Raw genomic sequence first — 15,282 nt, 5'->3', positions numbered from 1 at the left:
ACCAGGAAACAACAAGTGGGGCCCGATCCGGACGGATCGGGCCCCACTTGTCGTGTGTGCGACTACTTCTTGGTGATATCCACGCCGGGCGCGGCGTCGGCGAGGATCGAGTCGGCGGCCAGCACCGTACCCCCGCTCTTCTTCCGCGACCGCAACCGCTTCTCCAGCGTGGTGGCCAGGAAGCTCAGCGCCATGTTGAGCGAGATCATGATCAGCGCGACGACGATCAGCGCGGGGATCGTGTTCTGCATCGACGCGCCTTCTTGCTGACCGGACCGCACCAACTCGACGTAGGTGATCTGGTAGCCCAGCGCGGTGTCCTTGAGGACGACGACCATCTGTGACACCAGCGCGGGCAGCATCACGGTGATGGCCTGCGGTAGCAGGATCAGCCGCATGAGCTGGTTCTTGCGCAGACCCAGCGCCACGGCGGCTTCGGTTTGTCCCTTGGGCAGGGACTTGATGCCGGCGCGCACGATCTCGGCGATGACCGCGGAGTTGTAGATGGTCAGCGCGATGACCACGGCGGCCAGCGCGAGCTGATCGGACGGGAACAGGTTGTAGTCGCCGAACACCGCGAACAAGAAGATCATCAGGATCAGCACGGGGATGGCTCGGGCGAGCTCGACGATCGTGCCCGCCACCCAGCGCACCCACGCATGGTCGGACAGGCGCAGGATCCCGAAGATCATGCCGAAGAACACCGAGCCGACGATCGAGATCGCCGCGGCCGTGAGGGTGCCCTGCAGGCCGGGAAGGAGGTAGGTCTCCCAGATCTCGGACTCGAGGAACGGTTTCCACTTGGCCGCGGTGAACTGGCCCTTGTCGGCGAAGGCGTCGTAGAGCCACCAGCCCGCGCCGACCAGCACGACGACGACCAGGATCGAGTACAGGTTGTGACGCAGCCGCGCGCGGGGCCCGGGAGCGTCGAACAGAACCGAAGCGCCGCTCATCGTGCCACCTCGTATCGCTTGGCCAGCCAGCCGAAGAACAGCCCGGTCGGCAGGGTGAGGACGACGAAGCCGAGGGCGAAGATCATGCCGATAGTGAGAATGGCGGCTTCGTTCTCGATCATTTCGCCCATCAGGTACGCGGCTTCGGCGACGCCGATGACCGAGGCCACCGTCGAGTTCTTGGTCAGCGCGATCAGCACACTGCCCAGGGGCGCGATGACGGCCCGGAAGGCTTGGGGCAGCACGATCAAACGGAGGTTCTGGGCGAATCCGAAGCCCAGCGAGCGGCCCGCTTCGGACTGGCCGAGCGCGACGGTGTTGATGCCCGAGCGCAGCGATTCGCAGACGAAGGCCGCGGTGTAGACGCTCAGCCCGATGATCGCCCAGCGATAGTTGATGATCTTGATCTCGTCACTGCCGAGTGTCCACCCGAGGGTGCTGTACAGGCCGAGCGAGGTGAATACCAGGATCAGGGTGAGCGGGGTGTTGCGGAAGATCGCTACATACGCCGCGCCGATCCCGCGCGCGACCGGAATCGGGGACACGCGCATGCCGGCGACGACGGTACCGATGACGAGCGCACCGATCGCGGAGAAGAAGGTGAGTTTGATTGTTACCCAGAACGCATCGAGGATTTGGTTGTCATACCTCGAGATCAGGTCGAACACGGACGCGCGTCCTCCGATCGGTGTGAAGGCCTGCAGGACAACACCGCATCGGTGACCCGGGAGATCCCGGGTCACCGATGATCAGTGGTTGATCAGTAGCGGTCGACGGTCGGCGGTGCGGGCACCGCGATACCCGTACCCGCGAAGTTCTTCTCCTGCGCGGCCTTCCACGTACCGTCATCGATCATCGCCTGGATGGCGTCGTTGACCTTGCCGCGCAGCTCGGTGTCGCCCTTCTTCAGGCCGATGCCGTACTTCTCGGTGGTGAAGGGCTTGTTCACCAGCTTGAACGTGCCCGGCGACTGCGCGGCGTAACCGGCGAGGATCACGTTGTCGGTGGTGACCGCGTCGATCGCACCGCTACGCATCGCCTCGATGCACAGCGAGTAGGTGTCATAGGTCTGCAACTGCGCCTGCGGGTAGTTCTTCTCGATGTTCTGGGCCGGGGTGGAACCCTTCACCGAGCAGACCTTCTTGCCCGCGAGGGAATCGGGGCCGGTGATGTCGGTGTTGGCGGCGGGCACCAGCAGGTCCTGGCCCGCGATGTAGTACGGGCCAGCGAAATCGACCTTCTCCTTACGCTTGTCGTTGATCGAGTAGGTGGCCACGACGAAGTCGACCTGGCCGTTCTCGATCAGCGTCTCGCGCTGGGCCGACGGCGCTTCCTTGAAGGTGACGTTCTCCGGCTTCACACCGAGCTTGTCGGCGACGGACTTGGCCACGTCGACGTCGAAGCCGCTGTAGGTGCCATCGGTATTACGCAGGCCCAGACCCGGCTGGTCGAACTTGATACCGATGGTCAGCTTGCCGTCCTTGGCGTTGTCCAGGGCCGACTTGTCGTCACCGCCACCACAGGCCGCGGTGACGGTGGCTGCCAATACCAGTGCCGCTGCGCCGATTCCGACGCGCGTCGCACGATTGATCCTCATGGGTTTCCTTCTCCTTGTGACAATGGTGCTGCGAGTCAGTGACTGAGAATTTTGCCGAGGAAGTCCCTGGCGCGTTCGGATTTCGGTGCGGTGAAGAACGTTTCGGGTGCGGTGTCTTCGACGATCTCACCGTCGGCCATGAACAACACGCGGTCGCCCGCCCGGCGCGCGAAACCCATCTCGTGGGTGACCACGAGCATGGTCATGCCTTCCTTGGCGAGCGAGACCATCACGTCGAGTACCTCGTTGACCATCTCCGGGTCCAGTGCCGAGGTCGGTTCGTCGAAGAGCATGACCTTGGGGTCCATCGCGAGCGAGCGGGCGATCGCGACGCGTTGCTGCTGACCGCCGGAGAGCTGGGCCGGGTACTTGTCGGCCTGGTTGGCGATGCCGACCCGCTCGAGCAGGGCCATCGCGTGCTTGCGTGCTTCGTCTTTCTTCTTTCCGCGGACCTTCGTCGGCGCCAGCATGACGTTCTCGACGATGGTCTTGTGCGCGAACAGGTTGAACGACTGGAACACCATGCCCACCTCGGCACGCAGCGCGGCGAGGGCTTTGCCCTCGTCGGGCAGTGCGACGCCGTCGATGGCGATGTCGCCGGAGTCGATCGGTTCGAGGCGATTGATGGTGCGGCACAGGGTCGATTTCCCCGAACCCGACGGGCCCAGGACGATCACGACCTGCCCACGGGGCACGTCGAGGTGGATATCGCGCAGGACGTGGAGCTCACCGAAGTGTTTGTCCACGTTGCGCATCGAGATCATCGGCGGAGCAGCGGTGGTGGCTGCGGCGTCGGCGTTCCCGGTCGCGGGTGCGGCGTCGTCGGTCATGGTCAGAAACCTTATGTCCATTCTGGAGAATTGCCCGGCTTTCGAAGACATGCCGTGACGGCACGCCGAGACGACACCTGCTGGTAACCCGCTGGCTGCCCGTTACCTTTGCGTATTATCCCGCGATTGCCGACGTGATGTGCGTCACAGTACGGTCTGCCCGTACCCTGGGCAGGTGGATTCGACGGTTCAGAACGCGACTGAGGGCGCGTCTACACGCAGCTATGAGGTTCGTACATTCGGCTGCCAGATGAACGTGCACGATTCCGAACGCTTGTCCGGGCTGCTCGAGGACGCGGGCTACACGAAAGCCGCCAGCGGGGAGACGCCCGATCTGATGGTGTTCAACACCTGCGCGGTACGCGAGAACGCCGACAACAAGCTCTACGGCACGCTCGGTCAGCTGGTTCCCGTCAAGCAGGGGCGCCCCGGCATGCAGATCGCCGTGGGCGGCTGCCTGGCGCAGAAGGACCGCGAGACCGTGGTGCGCAAGGCGCCGTGGGTCGACGTGGTGTTCGGCACCCACAACATCGGCTCACTGCCGGTGCTGCTAGAGCGCGCCCGCCACAACGAGCAGGCCCAGGTGGAGATCCTCGAATCGCTCGAGGCGTTCCCGTCGACGCTGCCCGCCAAGCGCGAGTCGGCCTACGCGGGCTGGGTGTCGATCTCGGTGGGCTGCAACAACACCTGCACGTTCTGCATCGTGCCTGCCCTGCGCGGTAAGGAAGTGGACCGCCGTCCCGGCGACGTGCTCGCCGAGGTCCAGGCGCTGGTCGACCAGGGCGTGCTCGAGGTGACGCTGCTCGGTCAGAACGTGAACTCCTACGGCGTGAACTTCGTCGATCCCGATCAGCCGCGCGACCGGGGCGCGTTCGCACAACTGCTGCGCGCGACCGGACAGATCGAGGGCCTGGAACGCGTGCGGTTCACCTCCCCGCACCCCGCGGAGTTCACCGACGACGTCATCGAGGCGATGGCGGCCACTCCCAACGTCTGCCCGCAGCTGCACATGCCGCTGCAATCGGGCTCTGACCGGGTGCTCAAGGCGATGCGCCGGTCCTACCGCAAGGAACGCTTTCTCGGCATCATCGACAAGGTGCGCGCCGCGATGCCGCACGCGTCGATCACCACCGACATCATCGTCGGCTTCCCCGGCGAGACCGAGGAGGACTTCCTCGAGACCCTCGACGTGGTCCGTCGCGCCCGCTTCACCAGCGCTTACACCTTCCAGTACTCCAAGCGTCCCGGCACCCCGGCCGCCGAACTGCCCGATCAGCTGCCCAAGCAGGTGGTGCAGGAGCGGTTCGAACGGCTGATCGCGTTGCAGGACCAGGTCTCCTGGGAGAACAACCAGGCGCTGATCGGCACCGAGGTGGAACTGCTCGTCGCCGACGGCGCGGGCAAGAAGAACGCGGTGACCGCGCGGATGAGCGGACGCGCGCGCGACGGCAGGCTGGTGCACTTCCGTCCCGGTGACGTGACGGGTATCCGGCCGGGCGACATCGTCACCGTCGACATCACCGAGGCCGCCCCGCACCACCTCATCGCCGACAGCGCGGTGAAGTCGCATCGGCGGACCACCGCCGGTGACGCGCACGAACGCGGCATCACCCCGAAGACCGCCCCGATCGGCGTCGGGCTCGGGTTGCCCCGTATCGGCGCACCGGTGGTGGAGACGGTCGAGAGCGGCTGTTCGACGGGCTGCTCGTCGTGAGCGACGAGGAATCTACTACTGGCCGTAGTGGGTCGGATGCGAACGGTGCGTCCGGTGATGGCACAGTGGGACCCACCAACGATCAGCCTCTGGACAGGAGCGGACACGCGGTGAACCCGGCGCGCAACGACGAGGACTTCGAACAATTCCGTGGTGAGCTCGACGCTGTCGAGCGCCGCGTCGCCGGTGAGATCGACCCCGGCGCGCGGGCGCTGGTGGTGGCGGGTGCGGTCTTCGCGCTGCTGATCTCTCTGCTGTTGCCGACAGCGGGCACCGCGCGCGGTTTCGACGTGCTGCTGAACACCGACGCCGCGGGCGTCGAGCACATCGGCCTGCCGTCACGAATCTTCGTCTGGCTGGTCATCGTCTTCGGTGTGGGCTTCTCGCTGCTGGCGTTGACCACCCGTCGCTGGGTGCTGGCCTGGATAGCCTGCGCGGGCTCGGCGGTGGGCAGCGTGTTCGGTGTGCTCTCGATCTGGCACCGCCAGACCCCCGGCCTCGGCAACTACGAGGGCGCGGGCCCCGGTATCGGCCTGATCCTCGGCACCATCGCGATCATGGTGCTCACCTTCCACTGGATCCGCGTGGTCTGGAGTCGCACGGCCGTGCAACTCGCCGCGGAAGAGCAGCGTCGCAACGCGGCTCGCGAAGCCGAGGATCGCGACCGCAAGCGCCTCACCGGCGAATAGTCCTGCGAGACAAGAAAACCCCCGACCGAATCGGTCGGGGGTTTCTTTCTGCCTCACTCACAGATTGCTGACGGCGCCTTCTGCGGCTTCGGCCCATTCGCGCCACTGCTTGGCCTGCTCGAGTGCCTTCTCCGCGTCGCGCTTCTTGCCCGCCGCGGTGGCCTTGGCGGCCTGCTCCTCGAACTGCGCGACCCGCTCCCGGAACTGCGCGGCACGCGCGACAGCCTCGGGGTCGGAGCGGCGCCACTGCTGATCGGCGGCGTCGCGGACCCGCTTCTCGATGGCGCGCAGCTTGGCTTCCAGCTCCTGCATGCGCTCGCGGGGAACCTTGCCGATGGCGTCCCACTTGTCCTGCAGCTCGCGCAGCGAATTGCGGGCGGCGTCCACGCCGTTGGCCGGGTCGATGTGCTCGTAGGCGGCCAGCAGTTCCAGCTTGGCGGTGGCGTTGTGGTCGAATTCGGCGTCGCGCTCGGAGACCGCCGCGTTGCGGGCGGCGAAGAACACATCCTGGGCGCTCTTGAACCGCCGCCACAGCGACTCGTCGGCTTCGCGCGGCGCCCGGCCCGCGGCCTTCCATTCGGAGAGCAGGTCGCGGAACACCGCGGCGGTGCCGGTCCAGTCGGTGGAGTCGGCCAGTTCCTCGGCGCGCACGCACAGCTCTTCCTTGCGCGTCTTGGCGGTGGCGCGTTCGCGATCGAGATCGGCGAAGTGAGCGCCGCGTCGGCGGTTGAACGCCTCGCGAGCCTTGGAGTAGCGCTTCCACAGTGCGTCGTCGACCTTGCGGTCGACACCGCGGATCGACTTCCACTCGTCGAGGATCTCGCGCAGCCGGTCGCCCGCGGCCTTCCACTGGGTGGACTCGGCGGCGATCTGCTCGGCCTCGGCGGCGAGGGCTTCCTTGCGCTCGGTGTGCTCGTGGCGGGCGCGGTCCTTCTCCTCCTTGGCGTGCGCGGCGGCTTCCTCGGAGTGTTCGGTGATGACCTGTAGCCGGCCCGCGAGGCCGTCGATGTCGCCGATGACGGCCGCGGTCGGCAGCGTCTCGGCCAGCGCCAGCGCGGCGGCCTTGGTCTTGCGAGCGTCCGCGCCCGCGGCCAGCCTGGCCTCGAGCAGCGCGACCTCGGTGGCGAGATCGTCGAAGCGGCGGCCGAAGTGGGCAAGGCCCTCGGTGACATCGCCCGCCTGCCAGGAGCCGACGATCCGTTCGCCCTCGGCGGTCTGCACCCAGGCGGTGCCGTCTTCGTCGACGCGACCCCACTTGCTCGGGTCGGTGGCGCTCGGCACGATCACGGCGTGCGGGTGCGGTTGATCGGGGCCCGGCGCCGGTTTCACGGCATGCGGTTTCGGCGGACGCGGAGCAGTCCCGCCGGGCTTGGGGGTACCGGACGGTCGCGGGGCCGGACCTGGGGTGGGCTTCGCGGTTCCGTTGCTGTCGGTCATTGCTCTCCGTCCCTGCCGCGCGTCACGGCTGCCTGGTTACGCCCTAGCACATCCCATTGAACCCGGTTCGAGCCGCGGAAACCATCGATCCGGAGGATCGGATAGCGGATTTCCTGGGATTTCGTCCCGGACGACGTGGGTAGTCGCACCTGAAAACACTAGCAATCTCGGCGGGCATCCCTACGCCGGACACTCGCAGACCGTCGCGCGTCCGCACCGCGCCGGATGCGGGCCCCCGCGCGCGCTGCGGCTACGGTTACCGCGTGTTCTCGATAGCGGCCCTGGTCCCGTCGCCGCCGATGCTGGTGCCCGAACTGTGTGGGCGAGTCCCGGTGTCCGGCAGCGATCCCGACGATCCGATCGTGGTGCTGCGCGCGGCCGCCCTTGACGCCGCGGCCGCCCTCGCCGCGGCCGCCGACCGGTGGGTCGTGATCGGGGTCGACAGCCATGACCGGATCTACGGTTCGTCGATCCGGGGAACGTTTCGTGGGTTCGGCGCCGATGTCGCCGTCGGACTCGGTCCGGCGGGCGAGGAGCCCGGTCCAGCAGACTCCCAGCTTCCCCTTCCGGTACTGGTCGCCGGATGGTTGCGGGAGCAGGCCGCGCCGCGGATTTCGGTGCGAGCCCGGCTCTTCGCCGCCGACGCCTCGCCCGCGCGGTGTGCCGAGGCGGGCGCCGCGATTCGCGCCGAACTCGACAGCGAGCCGGACCCGTACGCGGTGCTCGTGGTCGCCGACGGCGCCGCGACGTTGACGGTCGAGTCACCCGGCTATCTCGACGAGCGAGCCCACGCGGTGCAGCACGACCTCGACACCGCCTTGCGCACGGGTTCGCGCGCCGGGTTGGCCGCGCTCGAGCCGGAACTGTGCGCGGCGCTGCTCGTCGACGGACGCGCCGCCTACCAGGTGCTCGGGGGTCTTTTCGCCGTCGATTCGACCGATCCGCGGGTGCGTACGCTTTATCAGGGCGCGCCCTATGGCGTCGGCTACGACGTGAGCGTGTGGCAACCGAGTGGGCAGAAAGGTACCGACGAGTGACGAGCAGACCGATCGCGGTCGTCGGCCCCACCGCTACCGGCAAATCCGACCTCGCCCTGGATCTCGCCACCGAACTCGGCGGCGAGATCGTCAACATCGACGCCATGCAGCTCTATCGCGGGATGGACGTCGGCACCGCGAAACTGCCCCCCGACCAGCGACGCGGGATCGCGCACCATCTGCTCGACGTTCTCGACGTCACCGAGACCGCGACCGTCGCCGCCTACCAGAGCGCGGCCCGCGCCGTCGTCGAGGACATCATGGCGCGCGGAAGGACCCCGGTCATCGTGGGCGGGTCGATGATGTACGTGCAAGCCCTGCTCGACGAGTGGGATTTCCCGGCCACCGATCCCGAGGTCCGCGCCCGCTGGGAAGCGCTCCTGGACGAGAGCGGGGTACAGGCACTGCACGCGGCGCTGCTGCAGGCCGACCCGGTCGCCGCGGCCACCATCCTGCCCACCGACGGCCGACGCATGGTGCGCGCGCTCGAGGTCGTGGAACTGACCGGTCGCCCGTTCGCCGCCTCGGCCCCGACCATCGGCACCCCGCGCTGGAACACCGCGATTCTCGGCGTCGACCGGGAGACCGCCGCCCTCGACGCCCGCATCGAGACCCGCACCGCCCTGATGTTCGATTCAGGTCTGGTCGACGAGGTTCGGGGACTGGTCGACGCGGGCCTGCGCGAGGGTCAGACCGCCCGCCGTGCCATCGGCTACGCCCAGGTGCTGGCCTACCTCGACGGCGAATACGATCTCGACCACGCCCGCGAGCGCACGCTGATCGGCACCCGTCGATACGTGCGCAGGCAGCGGTCGTGGTTCCGGCGCGACCCCAGGGTCTCCTGGGTGGACGGCGCGGATCCCGAGCTCGCCGCGTCCGCGCTGGCCCTGCTCTGACGACATTCGAACACCGACCCGATAGGACGGACAGCGCAGTGACGCGACGAGTGAGTACCCGCAACGCCTCGGTGCAGGTGTGGCAGGCATATCTCAACAACCGGACCAAACGTCATCGTGACGGCCGGTTCCTCGTGCAAGGCGTGCGCCCGATCACCCAGGCACTCGACCACGACTGGCCGCTGGAAACATTGCTCTACCGGCTCGGCGGCCCCGAGCTGTCGAGTTGGGCGCGCGAGATCCTCGACACCGCCGATGTGCCGCAGGTGGGCCTGGTCCCCGAACTCATGGCCGAGCTGGGGGAGAAGGCGGCGAGCGCGCCCGAGATCGTCGCGGTCGCGGTGTCGCGGCATCCGGACCTGGCCGACTACGCACCCGGTGAACCGGGGGAGGACGCCCCGGTTGTGGTCGTGTTCGATCGCCCGAACTCGCCCGGCAACCTCGGCACGCTGATCCGCTCGGCGGACGCCTTCGGCGCGTCCGGGGTGATCGTCACCGGCCACGGCGCCGACCAGTTCGACCCGCAAGCCGTGCGCGCCTCGACCGGTTCGCTGTTCGCGATGCCGGTGCTGCGCGCGGCGGGCCCCGGCCAGGTGCTCGAATTCCGTGACCGTCAACAGGCTCGCGGCATCCCCACCCGCGTCGTCGGCACCGATGAGGGCGCGCCGAGCACAATCTACGACTACGACTTCACCGGGGCGACGATCCTGGTCGTCGGCAACGAGACCACCGGTATGAGCTCGGCGTGGGCCGAGGCCTGCGACGACTTGGTCACCATTCCGATGGGCGGTACCGCCAGCTCGCTCGGCGCGCCGTCGGCGGGGGCGATCAGCCTCTACGAGATCGCCCGGCAGCGACGCACGTTCGCCCGGTAACAGACCCCGTCGCGGCACAGAGGAGAATGAGGCACGTGTCCGACATCGAATTCAGCAAGGGCCACGGCACCCAGAACGACTTCGTGGTGCTGCCCGACCTCGAGGTGCGCCTCGACCTGACCGCCGACCGCGTCGCCGCACTGTGCGACCGGCAGCGCGGCCTCGGCGCCGACGGTGTGCTGCGCGTGGCCGAGGCCGGTGCGCTGCTCGCCGCCGGTGTCCTGGAAGCCCTGCCGGAGGGCGTCGGCGCCGACGACTGGTTCATGGACTACCGCAACGGCGACGGTTCGATCGCCGAGATGTGCGGCAACGGGGTGCGGGTCTTCGCGCACTATCTCAACGCCACCGGGCTGGAGCAGCGCACCGCGTACGTCGTCGGCAGTCGTGCGGGCGCCCGTCCGGTCGTCGTGCACGAGGCAGGCCCGACCGACGGTGAGGTCACCGTGGACATGGGCGTTGTCCGTGAGCTCGGCCCCTCCACCGCCACGCTGGCCGGCTGGGCGCTGGCCGGAATCGGCATCGATGTCGGCAATCCGCACCTGGCCTGCGTCGACGACAGTATGACCGTCGACGCGCTGGCAAAACTCGACCTGAGCGTGTCGCCGGGCTTCGACCCCGACCTGTTCCCGCACGGTGTGAACGTCGAAATCCTCACCGCGCTCGACGCCGACAACGCCGTGGACATGCGCGTCTACGAACGCGGAGTCGGCGAAACCCGTTCCTGTGGGACCGGGACAGTGGCCGCGGCCGCCGCCGCGTTGACCGCCGCCGGGGTGTCGATCGGCACCGAATCCGGCGAGGTCACGGTGCGGGTTCCCGGCGGACAGGTACGCGTCGGCATCGCCGGAGCACGCGCCTGGCTGCGCGGTCCCTCGGTCCTGCTGGCCTCGGGAACGCTGTCGCAGTCCTGGTGGGACGCGCAGTAGCACCGATAACCGCGTGCACGCTGTCACCCGGACGTGGCAGCATGGAGAACGTATGACGAAACCAGTAGAACCCACAGAATCCACATCGGCCGAGCACACCACCGCGGCCGATCCCGACGTCGCCGCCGACCGCGGAGACGTCGATGATGCGTTGGCCCGCCACGCGGCCCGCATGAAACAGCCCGGTTGGGCGAGCGATCCGACGGTCGGCGAGATGCAGCTCGACGAGCGCAGCTCGTTGCGCCGCGTCGCGGGGCTGTCCACCGAACTCACCGATATCACCGAGGTCGAATACCGCCAGCTGCGCCTCGAGCGCGTCGTGCTGGTCGGTGTCTGGACCACCGGCAGCGTCGCCCAGGCCGACGCGAGCATGGTCGAGTTGGCCGCGCTCGCCGAGACAGCGGGCTCGGAGGTCCTCGAGGCCCTGATCCAGCGTCGCGACAAGCCCGACCCTGCCACCTACATCGGCTCCGGCAAGGCCGAGGAGTTGCGCACCGTCGTCCTCGACACCGGCGCCGACACGGTGATCTGCGACGGTGAACTCACGCCTGCCCAGCTCACCGCGCTGGAGAAGGTCGTCAAGGTGAAGGTCATCGATCGCACCGCGCTGATCCTCGACATCTTCGCCCAGCACGCCACCTCTCGCGAGGGCAAGGCCCAGGTCGCGCTGGCGCAGATGGAGTACATGCTGCCCCGCCTGCGCGGCTGGGGTGAGTCGATGTCGCGTCAGGCCGGTGGCCGGGCGGGCGGCGCCGGCGGTGGCGTCGGCACCCGTGGTCCCGGTGAGACCAAGATCGAAACCGATCGTCGTCGGATCCGGGAGCGGATGGCCAAACTCCGCCGCGAGATCCGGGAGATGAAGACCGCACGCGACACCATGCGCGCGCGCCGCAGCGAGAGCGGCGTTCCTTCGATCGCGATCGTCGGCTACACCAACGCGGGCAAGTCCAGCCTGATGAACTCGCTCACCGGCGCGGGACTGCTCGTGCAGGACGCGCTGTTCGCCACCCTGGACCCGACCACTCGCCGGGCGGCGCTCGACGACGGTCGCGAGATGGTGTTCACCGACACCGTCGGCTTCGTTCGCCACCTGCCGACCCAGCTGGTCGAGGCTTTCCGCTCGACGCTGGAAGAGGTCACCGGCGCCGATCTGCTGCTGCACGTCGTCGACGGCGCCGACCCGCTGCCGCTCGAGCAGATCAGGGCGGTGCGTGAGGTGATCACCGATGTGATCAGGGAACAGGGCACACCGGCACCGCCGGAACTGCTGGTGGTCAACAAGATCGACGCCGCCGACCCGAACGAGCTCACCCGGTTGCGCGGCATGTTGCCGCAGGCGGCCTTCGTCTCGGCGCAGACCGGCGCGGGTGTGGAGGAGTTGCGGGAGCGGCTCTCCGAGGTGCTCGGCGGACTCGATGTCGACATCAGTGTGCTGCTGCCCTACAGCCGAGGGGACCTGCTCGCCCGCATCCACGCCGACGGTAGAATCGTCACCGCCGACCACGAAGAGGGCGGTACTCGGGTACGCGCGCGTGTGCCGCACGCCTTGGCCGCGGCCCTGTCCGAGTACGCCCATGCGGGTCCTGCCGAGCCGGCTCTCAGCTGATCTTTTTCGCTGATTTGCCTGCTGGTTGCGGACAAATGCCGATGCGACACAGGCATTTTCGGACGCTATGGTCGAATATCGACAGCAGGAGGGTGTTATGTCGAACGACCATCGAAGTATGGGAAATGTGACGCAGGACAGGGTTGCGGTGGGCGACCCTGTCCTCTCGGACGGGGCGCCGCTCGCCCCGACACCGAGTGAATGGGATATCCGGGCCTTCGAAGCGGTGCTCGCGCCGCTGCGGGCGTGGACCAGCCCCAAGTTCTACGGTCTGGACAACATTCCGGCCGAAGGGCCGGTGCTGATCGTGGCCAACCACAACCTGCTCGGCTTGATCGACGCGCCGCTGATCCTGCCGGCGATCCTGCGGGAGCGCGGCAGGCTGGTGCGTGGCCTGGCCGAACACGTGTTGATGGTGCCCGGGGTGCGGGATTTCCTGCACCATTTCGGCACCGTCCGAGGGACCCGGTCGAACTGCCTGGCGCTGCTCGAGCGCGGGGAAGCGGTGGTGGTGTTCCCCGGTGGCGGCCGCGAGGCGATCCGCCGCAAGGGCGAGAAGTACGAGCTCAAGTGGGAGGGCCGCACCGGATTCGCGCGGATGGCGATTCAGGCGGGGGTGCCGATCGTGCCGCTGGCGATGATCGGCGTCGACGACGCCTACGACATCGTCTTCGACGGTCAGCATGCGGTGATGGCTCCGCTGCGCTGGACCTGCCGACTACTCGGCATCAATCCCGCACTGAATCCGCCCCTGGTCAAGGGTGTCGGCCCGACGCCGCTGCCCCGCCCGGAGCGGTTCTACTTCTCCGCGGGCGCCCCCATCGACCCGGCGCCGTGGTTGGAAGCCGACGACCTCGACGGTGCGGCCGCCGATCTGCGCGATGTGGTGCGCAAGGGACTCGAAGAAGAGTTGCAGTTCCTGTTCAACGAGCGCGAACGCGATACCGGCCGGACCCTGGTCGGTCGCCTGCGCAACGCGTTGCCCTGGTGACCGGAACCGCCTGATTCACCGGATCGGCGCCGCGAGGCAGACGCACGCGGACGGCGTGGAATGCCCGCGGCGCCGATCTCGTTACCCAGTTATACGGACCAGGGTCCGGATATCGAAAGGGTGACGATGATCGTGACGGAGCAGGTCGAGGTCGTGCCCGGCGCCGACCGCAGGCGCTGGCGCAGCGAATGGCTCGACTCGCGGCAGTCGTTCCCGGTCACCGGAAATTTCGTGCTCGAGGACTACGCCCACGGTCTGCTTCTCGTGCACAACGAGGACATCGTCGACCCGGGCGAGGGGTTCGATACCCATCAGCACCGCGACACCGAGATCCTCACCTGGGTACTGGAAGGCACCGTGGTGCACCAGGATTCCGCCGGGCATTCGGGCATGATCCGTCCCGGACTCGCGCAGCGGATGAGCGCGGGTGCGGGCACCCTGCATTCGGAGCGCAATGGGGCGGGCTACCGCGAGAAGCAGCGCCTGCACGTAGTGCAGATGTGGATTCCGCCGGAGGAGACCGGCGTCGCGCCGAGCTACCAGGAACTCGACATCGAGGGCGAGCTCGCCCGCAACACGCTGGTGCCGGTGGCGTCCGGGATGCCGCGCCATCGCGGCGAGGCGGCGATCGGCATCGGCAACCGTCATGCCGCCTTCCATGTCGCGCGTCTCGACCCCGGTCAGGCGATCACGGTCCCCGACGCGCCCTATGGGCACGTCTTCCTCGCCCGTGGCGCCGTCGACTACGAGGGCTACGGCGCGCTGCACCAGGGCGACGCCGTACGCCTGACAGCGACAGGCGGCCACCGCGTGACCGCGGTGACCGCCGCTGAGCTGCTGATCTGGGAGATGACCGCGACCGCGCGCCGCTAGACCTTGCGGATGACGGTGACGACCTTGCCCAGAATTTGCGCGTCGTTGCCGGGGATCGGTTCGAAGTGCGGGTTGTGCGGCATCAGCCACACGTCCTTGCCGCTGCGCTTGAAGGTCTTCACGGTGGCCTCGCCGTCGATCATCGCGGCGACGATGTCGCCACCCTCGGCGACATTCTGCTGACGCACCACGACGAAGTCGCCGTCGCAGATCGCCGCGTCGATCATCGACTGGCCGACCACCTTGAGCAGGAACAGCGAACCCTCGCCGACGAGTTCGCGCGGCAAGGGAAAAACGTCTTCCACTGCCTGCTCGGCCAGGATCGGGCCACCGGCGGCGATCCGGCCGAGGACGGGGACGAACGTCGGAGTCGGGCGACTCGGATCGACCTCGTCGGTCTGCTGGGGCAGCGTGGTGACCGAGCGGACCGCCTCGTCGAGTCCACGAACATTCACCGCGCGCGGCCGATTCGGGTCGCGGCGTAGGTAGCCCTTGCGTTCGAGGGCGCGCAGCTGATGGGCCACCGAAGAGGTGGAGGTGAGGCCGACCGCGTCACCGATCTCGCGGATGCTGGGCGGATAGCCCCGTTCGGTCACCGAGGAACGGATGACATCGAGGACCGTGCGTTGACGCACGGTGAGATCCGTTCCGGATCCCGATGTGACGGTGCCGGTGCCGCTTTCGTCACCCGTGTCGTCTGTGTGGGTCACCGTGTCCCGCCCTTCTGAGTTGTCGAATTGGCCATCTCGAGGCTAGTCGGGCCACGCCGAACAATCAAACATCTGTTCGAGCATGTCGGGCGTTTCGTGCTGACAGGGACGCGGGGATCTGGTAGAAATCGAACATCAGTTCGTCGCA

15 protein-coding genes are annotated in these 15,282 nt (G+C 67.9%); 9 read left to right on the top strand and 6 right to left on the bottom strand.

What is annotated here, in order from left to right; genetic code table 11:
• Nucleotides 1–62: 62 nt before the first annotated feature.
• The 4 genes from OHS03_RS18660 to OHS03_RS18645 form a co-directional block, all read right to left on the bottom strand.
• On the bottom strand, nt 63–953 hold the full coding sequence (locus OHS03_RS18660) for an amino acid ABC transporter permease (RefSeq protein ID WP_328655820.1): 891 nt from the start codon (nt 951–953) through the stop codon (nt 63–65).
• On the bottom strand, nt 950–1,621 hold the full coding sequence (locus OHS03_RS18655; protein WP_328655818.1) for an amino acid ABC transporter permease: 672 nt from the start codon (nt 1,619–1,621) through the stop codon (nt 950–952). Before OHS03_RS18655 ends, OHS03_RS18660 begins: the two co-directional genes overlap by 4 nt.
• A gap of 92 nt (nt 1,622–1,713) precedes the next feature.
• On the bottom strand, nt 1,714–2,550 hold the full coding sequence (locus OHS03_RS18650; RefSeq protein ID WP_328655816.1) for a glutamate ABC transporter substrate-binding protein: 837 nt from the start codon (nt 2,548–2,550) through the stop codon (nt 1,714–1,716).
• Nucleotides 2,551–2,585: 35 nt separating this feature from the next.
• Complete coding sequence (locus OHS03_RS18645; protein ID WP_328664292.1) at nt 2,586–3,314, bottom strand: amino acid ABC transporter ATP-binding protein; 729 nt, start codon at nt 3,312–3,314, stop codon at nt 2,586–2,588.
• 241 nt (nt 3,315–3,555) lie between these two features.
• Here OHS03_RS18645 and miaB point away from each other — a divergent pair, with 241 nt between their 5' ends.
• Together miaB and OHS03_RS18635 are read left to right on the top strand one after the other, a co-directional pair.
• Nucleotides 3,556–5,094, top strand: a complete 1,539-nt coding sequence (miaB, locus tag OHS03_RS18640) for a tRNA (N6-isopentenyl adenosine(37)-C2)-methylthiotransferase MiaB (RefSeq protein ID WP_328655814.1) — start codon at nt 3,556–3,558, stop codon at nt 5,092–5,094.
• Between the two features lie 110 nt (nt 5,095–5,204).
• A complete protein-coding gene (locus tag OHS03_RS18635; RefSeq protein WP_056811382.1) occupies nt 5,205–5,783 on the top strand; it encodes an Rv2732c family membrane protein in 579 nt (192 codons plus the stop codon).
• A 57-nt stretch (nt 5,784–5,840) separates the two neighbouring features.
• Here OHS03_RS18635 and OHS03_RS18630 read toward each other — a convergent pair whose 3' ends face one another.
• Entirely contained in the window at nt 5,841–7,220 is a 1,380-nt protein-coding gene (locus OHS03_RS18630; protein WP_056811380.1) for a DUF349 domain-containing protein, read from the bottom strand.
• A gap of 263 nt (nt 7,221–7,483) precedes the next feature.
• Here OHS03_RS18630 and OHS03_RS18625 point away from each other — a divergent pair, with 263 nt between their 5' ends.
• From OHS03_RS18625 to OHS03_RS18595, 7 genes are all read left to right on the top strand, one after another.
• A complete protein-coding gene (locus tag OHS03_RS18625; protein WP_328655813.1) occupies nt 7,484–8,257 on the top strand; it encodes a class III extradiol ring-cleavage dioxygenase family protein in 774 nt (257 codons plus the stop codon).
• Nucleotides 8,254–9,153, top strand: coding sequence for a tRNA (adenosine(37)-N6)-dimethylallyltransferase MiaA (miaA, locus tag OHS03_RS18620; RefSeq protein WP_328655811.1), 900 nt, complete (start codon nt 8,254–8,256; stop codon nt 9,151–9,153). The genes OHS03_RS18625 and miaA overlap by 4 nt, the downstream gene beginning before the upstream one ends.
• A 38-nt stretch (nt 9,154–9,191) precedes the next feature.
• A complete protein-coding gene (locus tag OHS03_RS18615) occupies nt 9,192–10,028 on the top strand; it encodes a TrmH family RNA methyltransferase (protein WP_328655809.1) in 837 nt (278 codons plus the stop codon).
• A gap of 44 nt (nt 10,029–10,072) precedes the next feature.
• Nucleotides 10,073–10,954: a diaminopimelate epimerase gene (gene dapF, locus OHS03_RS18610; RefSeq protein ID WP_328664290.1), complete on the top strand. Its 882-nt coding sequence runs from the start codon at nt 10,073–10,075 to the stop codon at nt 10,952–10,954.
• A 172-nt stretch (nt 10,955–11,126) separates the two neighbouring features.
• Nucleotides 11,127–12,560: a GTPase HflX gene (gene hflX, locus OHS03_RS18605; protein ID WP_328664288.1), complete on the top strand. Its 1,434-nt coding sequence runs from the start codon at nt 11,127–11,129 to the stop codon at nt 12,558–12,560.
• A 118-nt stretch (nt 12,561–12,678) separates the two neighbouring features.
• A complete protein-coding gene (locus OHS03_RS18600) occupies nt 12,679–13,551 on the top strand; it encodes a lysophospholipid acyltransferase family protein (protein WP_328655807.1) in 873 nt (290 codons plus the stop codon).
• A gap of 126 nt (nt 13,552–13,677) precedes the next feature.
• Entirely contained in the window at nt 13,678–14,424 is a 747-nt protein-coding gene (locus OHS03_RS18595; protein ID WP_328655805.1) for a pirin family protein, read from the top strand.
• Here the strand turns inward: OHS03_RS18595 and lexA are convergent.
• Entirely contained in the window at nt 14,421–15,059 is a 639-nt protein-coding gene (lexA, locus tag OHS03_RS18590; protein ID WP_235569435.1) for a transcriptional repressor LexA, read from the bottom strand. The genes OHS03_RS18595 and lexA overlap by 4 nt on opposite strands.
• Between the last annotated feature and the right edge of the window lie 223 nt (nt 15,060–15,282).

Source organism: Nocardia salmonicida, assembly GCF_036142455.1.
Lineage (GTDB): Bacteria > Actinomycetota > Actinomycetes > Mycobacteriales > Mycobacteriaceae > Nocardia > Nocardia salmonicida.
Note: the sequence above shows the minus strand (reverse complement) of the source record. Positions and strands in the feature narration are given on the sequence as shown.

What these genes read in the sequence shown, in the direction of transcription:
- OHS03_RS18660 (WP_328655820.1), bottom strand. Translation starts at nt 953, where the DNA reads ATGAGCGGCGCTTCGGTTCTGTTCGACGCTCCCGGGCCCCGCGCGCGG.
- OHS03_RS18650 (WP_328655816.1), bottom strand. Translation starts at nt 2,550, where the DNA reads ATGAGGATCAATCGTGCGACGCGCGTCGGAATCGGCGCAGCGGCACTG.
- OHS03_RS18645 (WP_328664292.1), bottom strand. Translation starts at nt 3,314, where the DNA reads ATGATCTCGATGCGCAACGTGGACAAACACTTCGGTGAGCTCCACGTC.
- OHS03_RS18630 (WP_056811380.1), bottom strand. Translation starts at nt 7,220, where the DNA reads ATGACCGACAGCAACGGAACCGCGAAGCCCACCCCAGGTCCGGCCCCG.
- hflX (WP_328664288.1), top strand. Translation starts at nt 11,127, where the DNA reads ATGAAACAGCCCGGTTGGGCGAGCGATCCGACGGTCGGCGAGATGCAG.
- OHS03_RS18600 (WP_328655807.1), top strand. Translation starts at nt 12,679, where the DNA reads ATGGGAAATGTGACGCAGGACAGGGTTGCGGTGGGCGACCCTGTCCTC.
- OHS03_RS18595 (WP_328655805.1), top strand. Translation starts at nt 13,678, where the DNA reads ATGATCGTGACGGAGCAGGTCGAGGTCGTGCCCGGCGCCGACCGCAGG.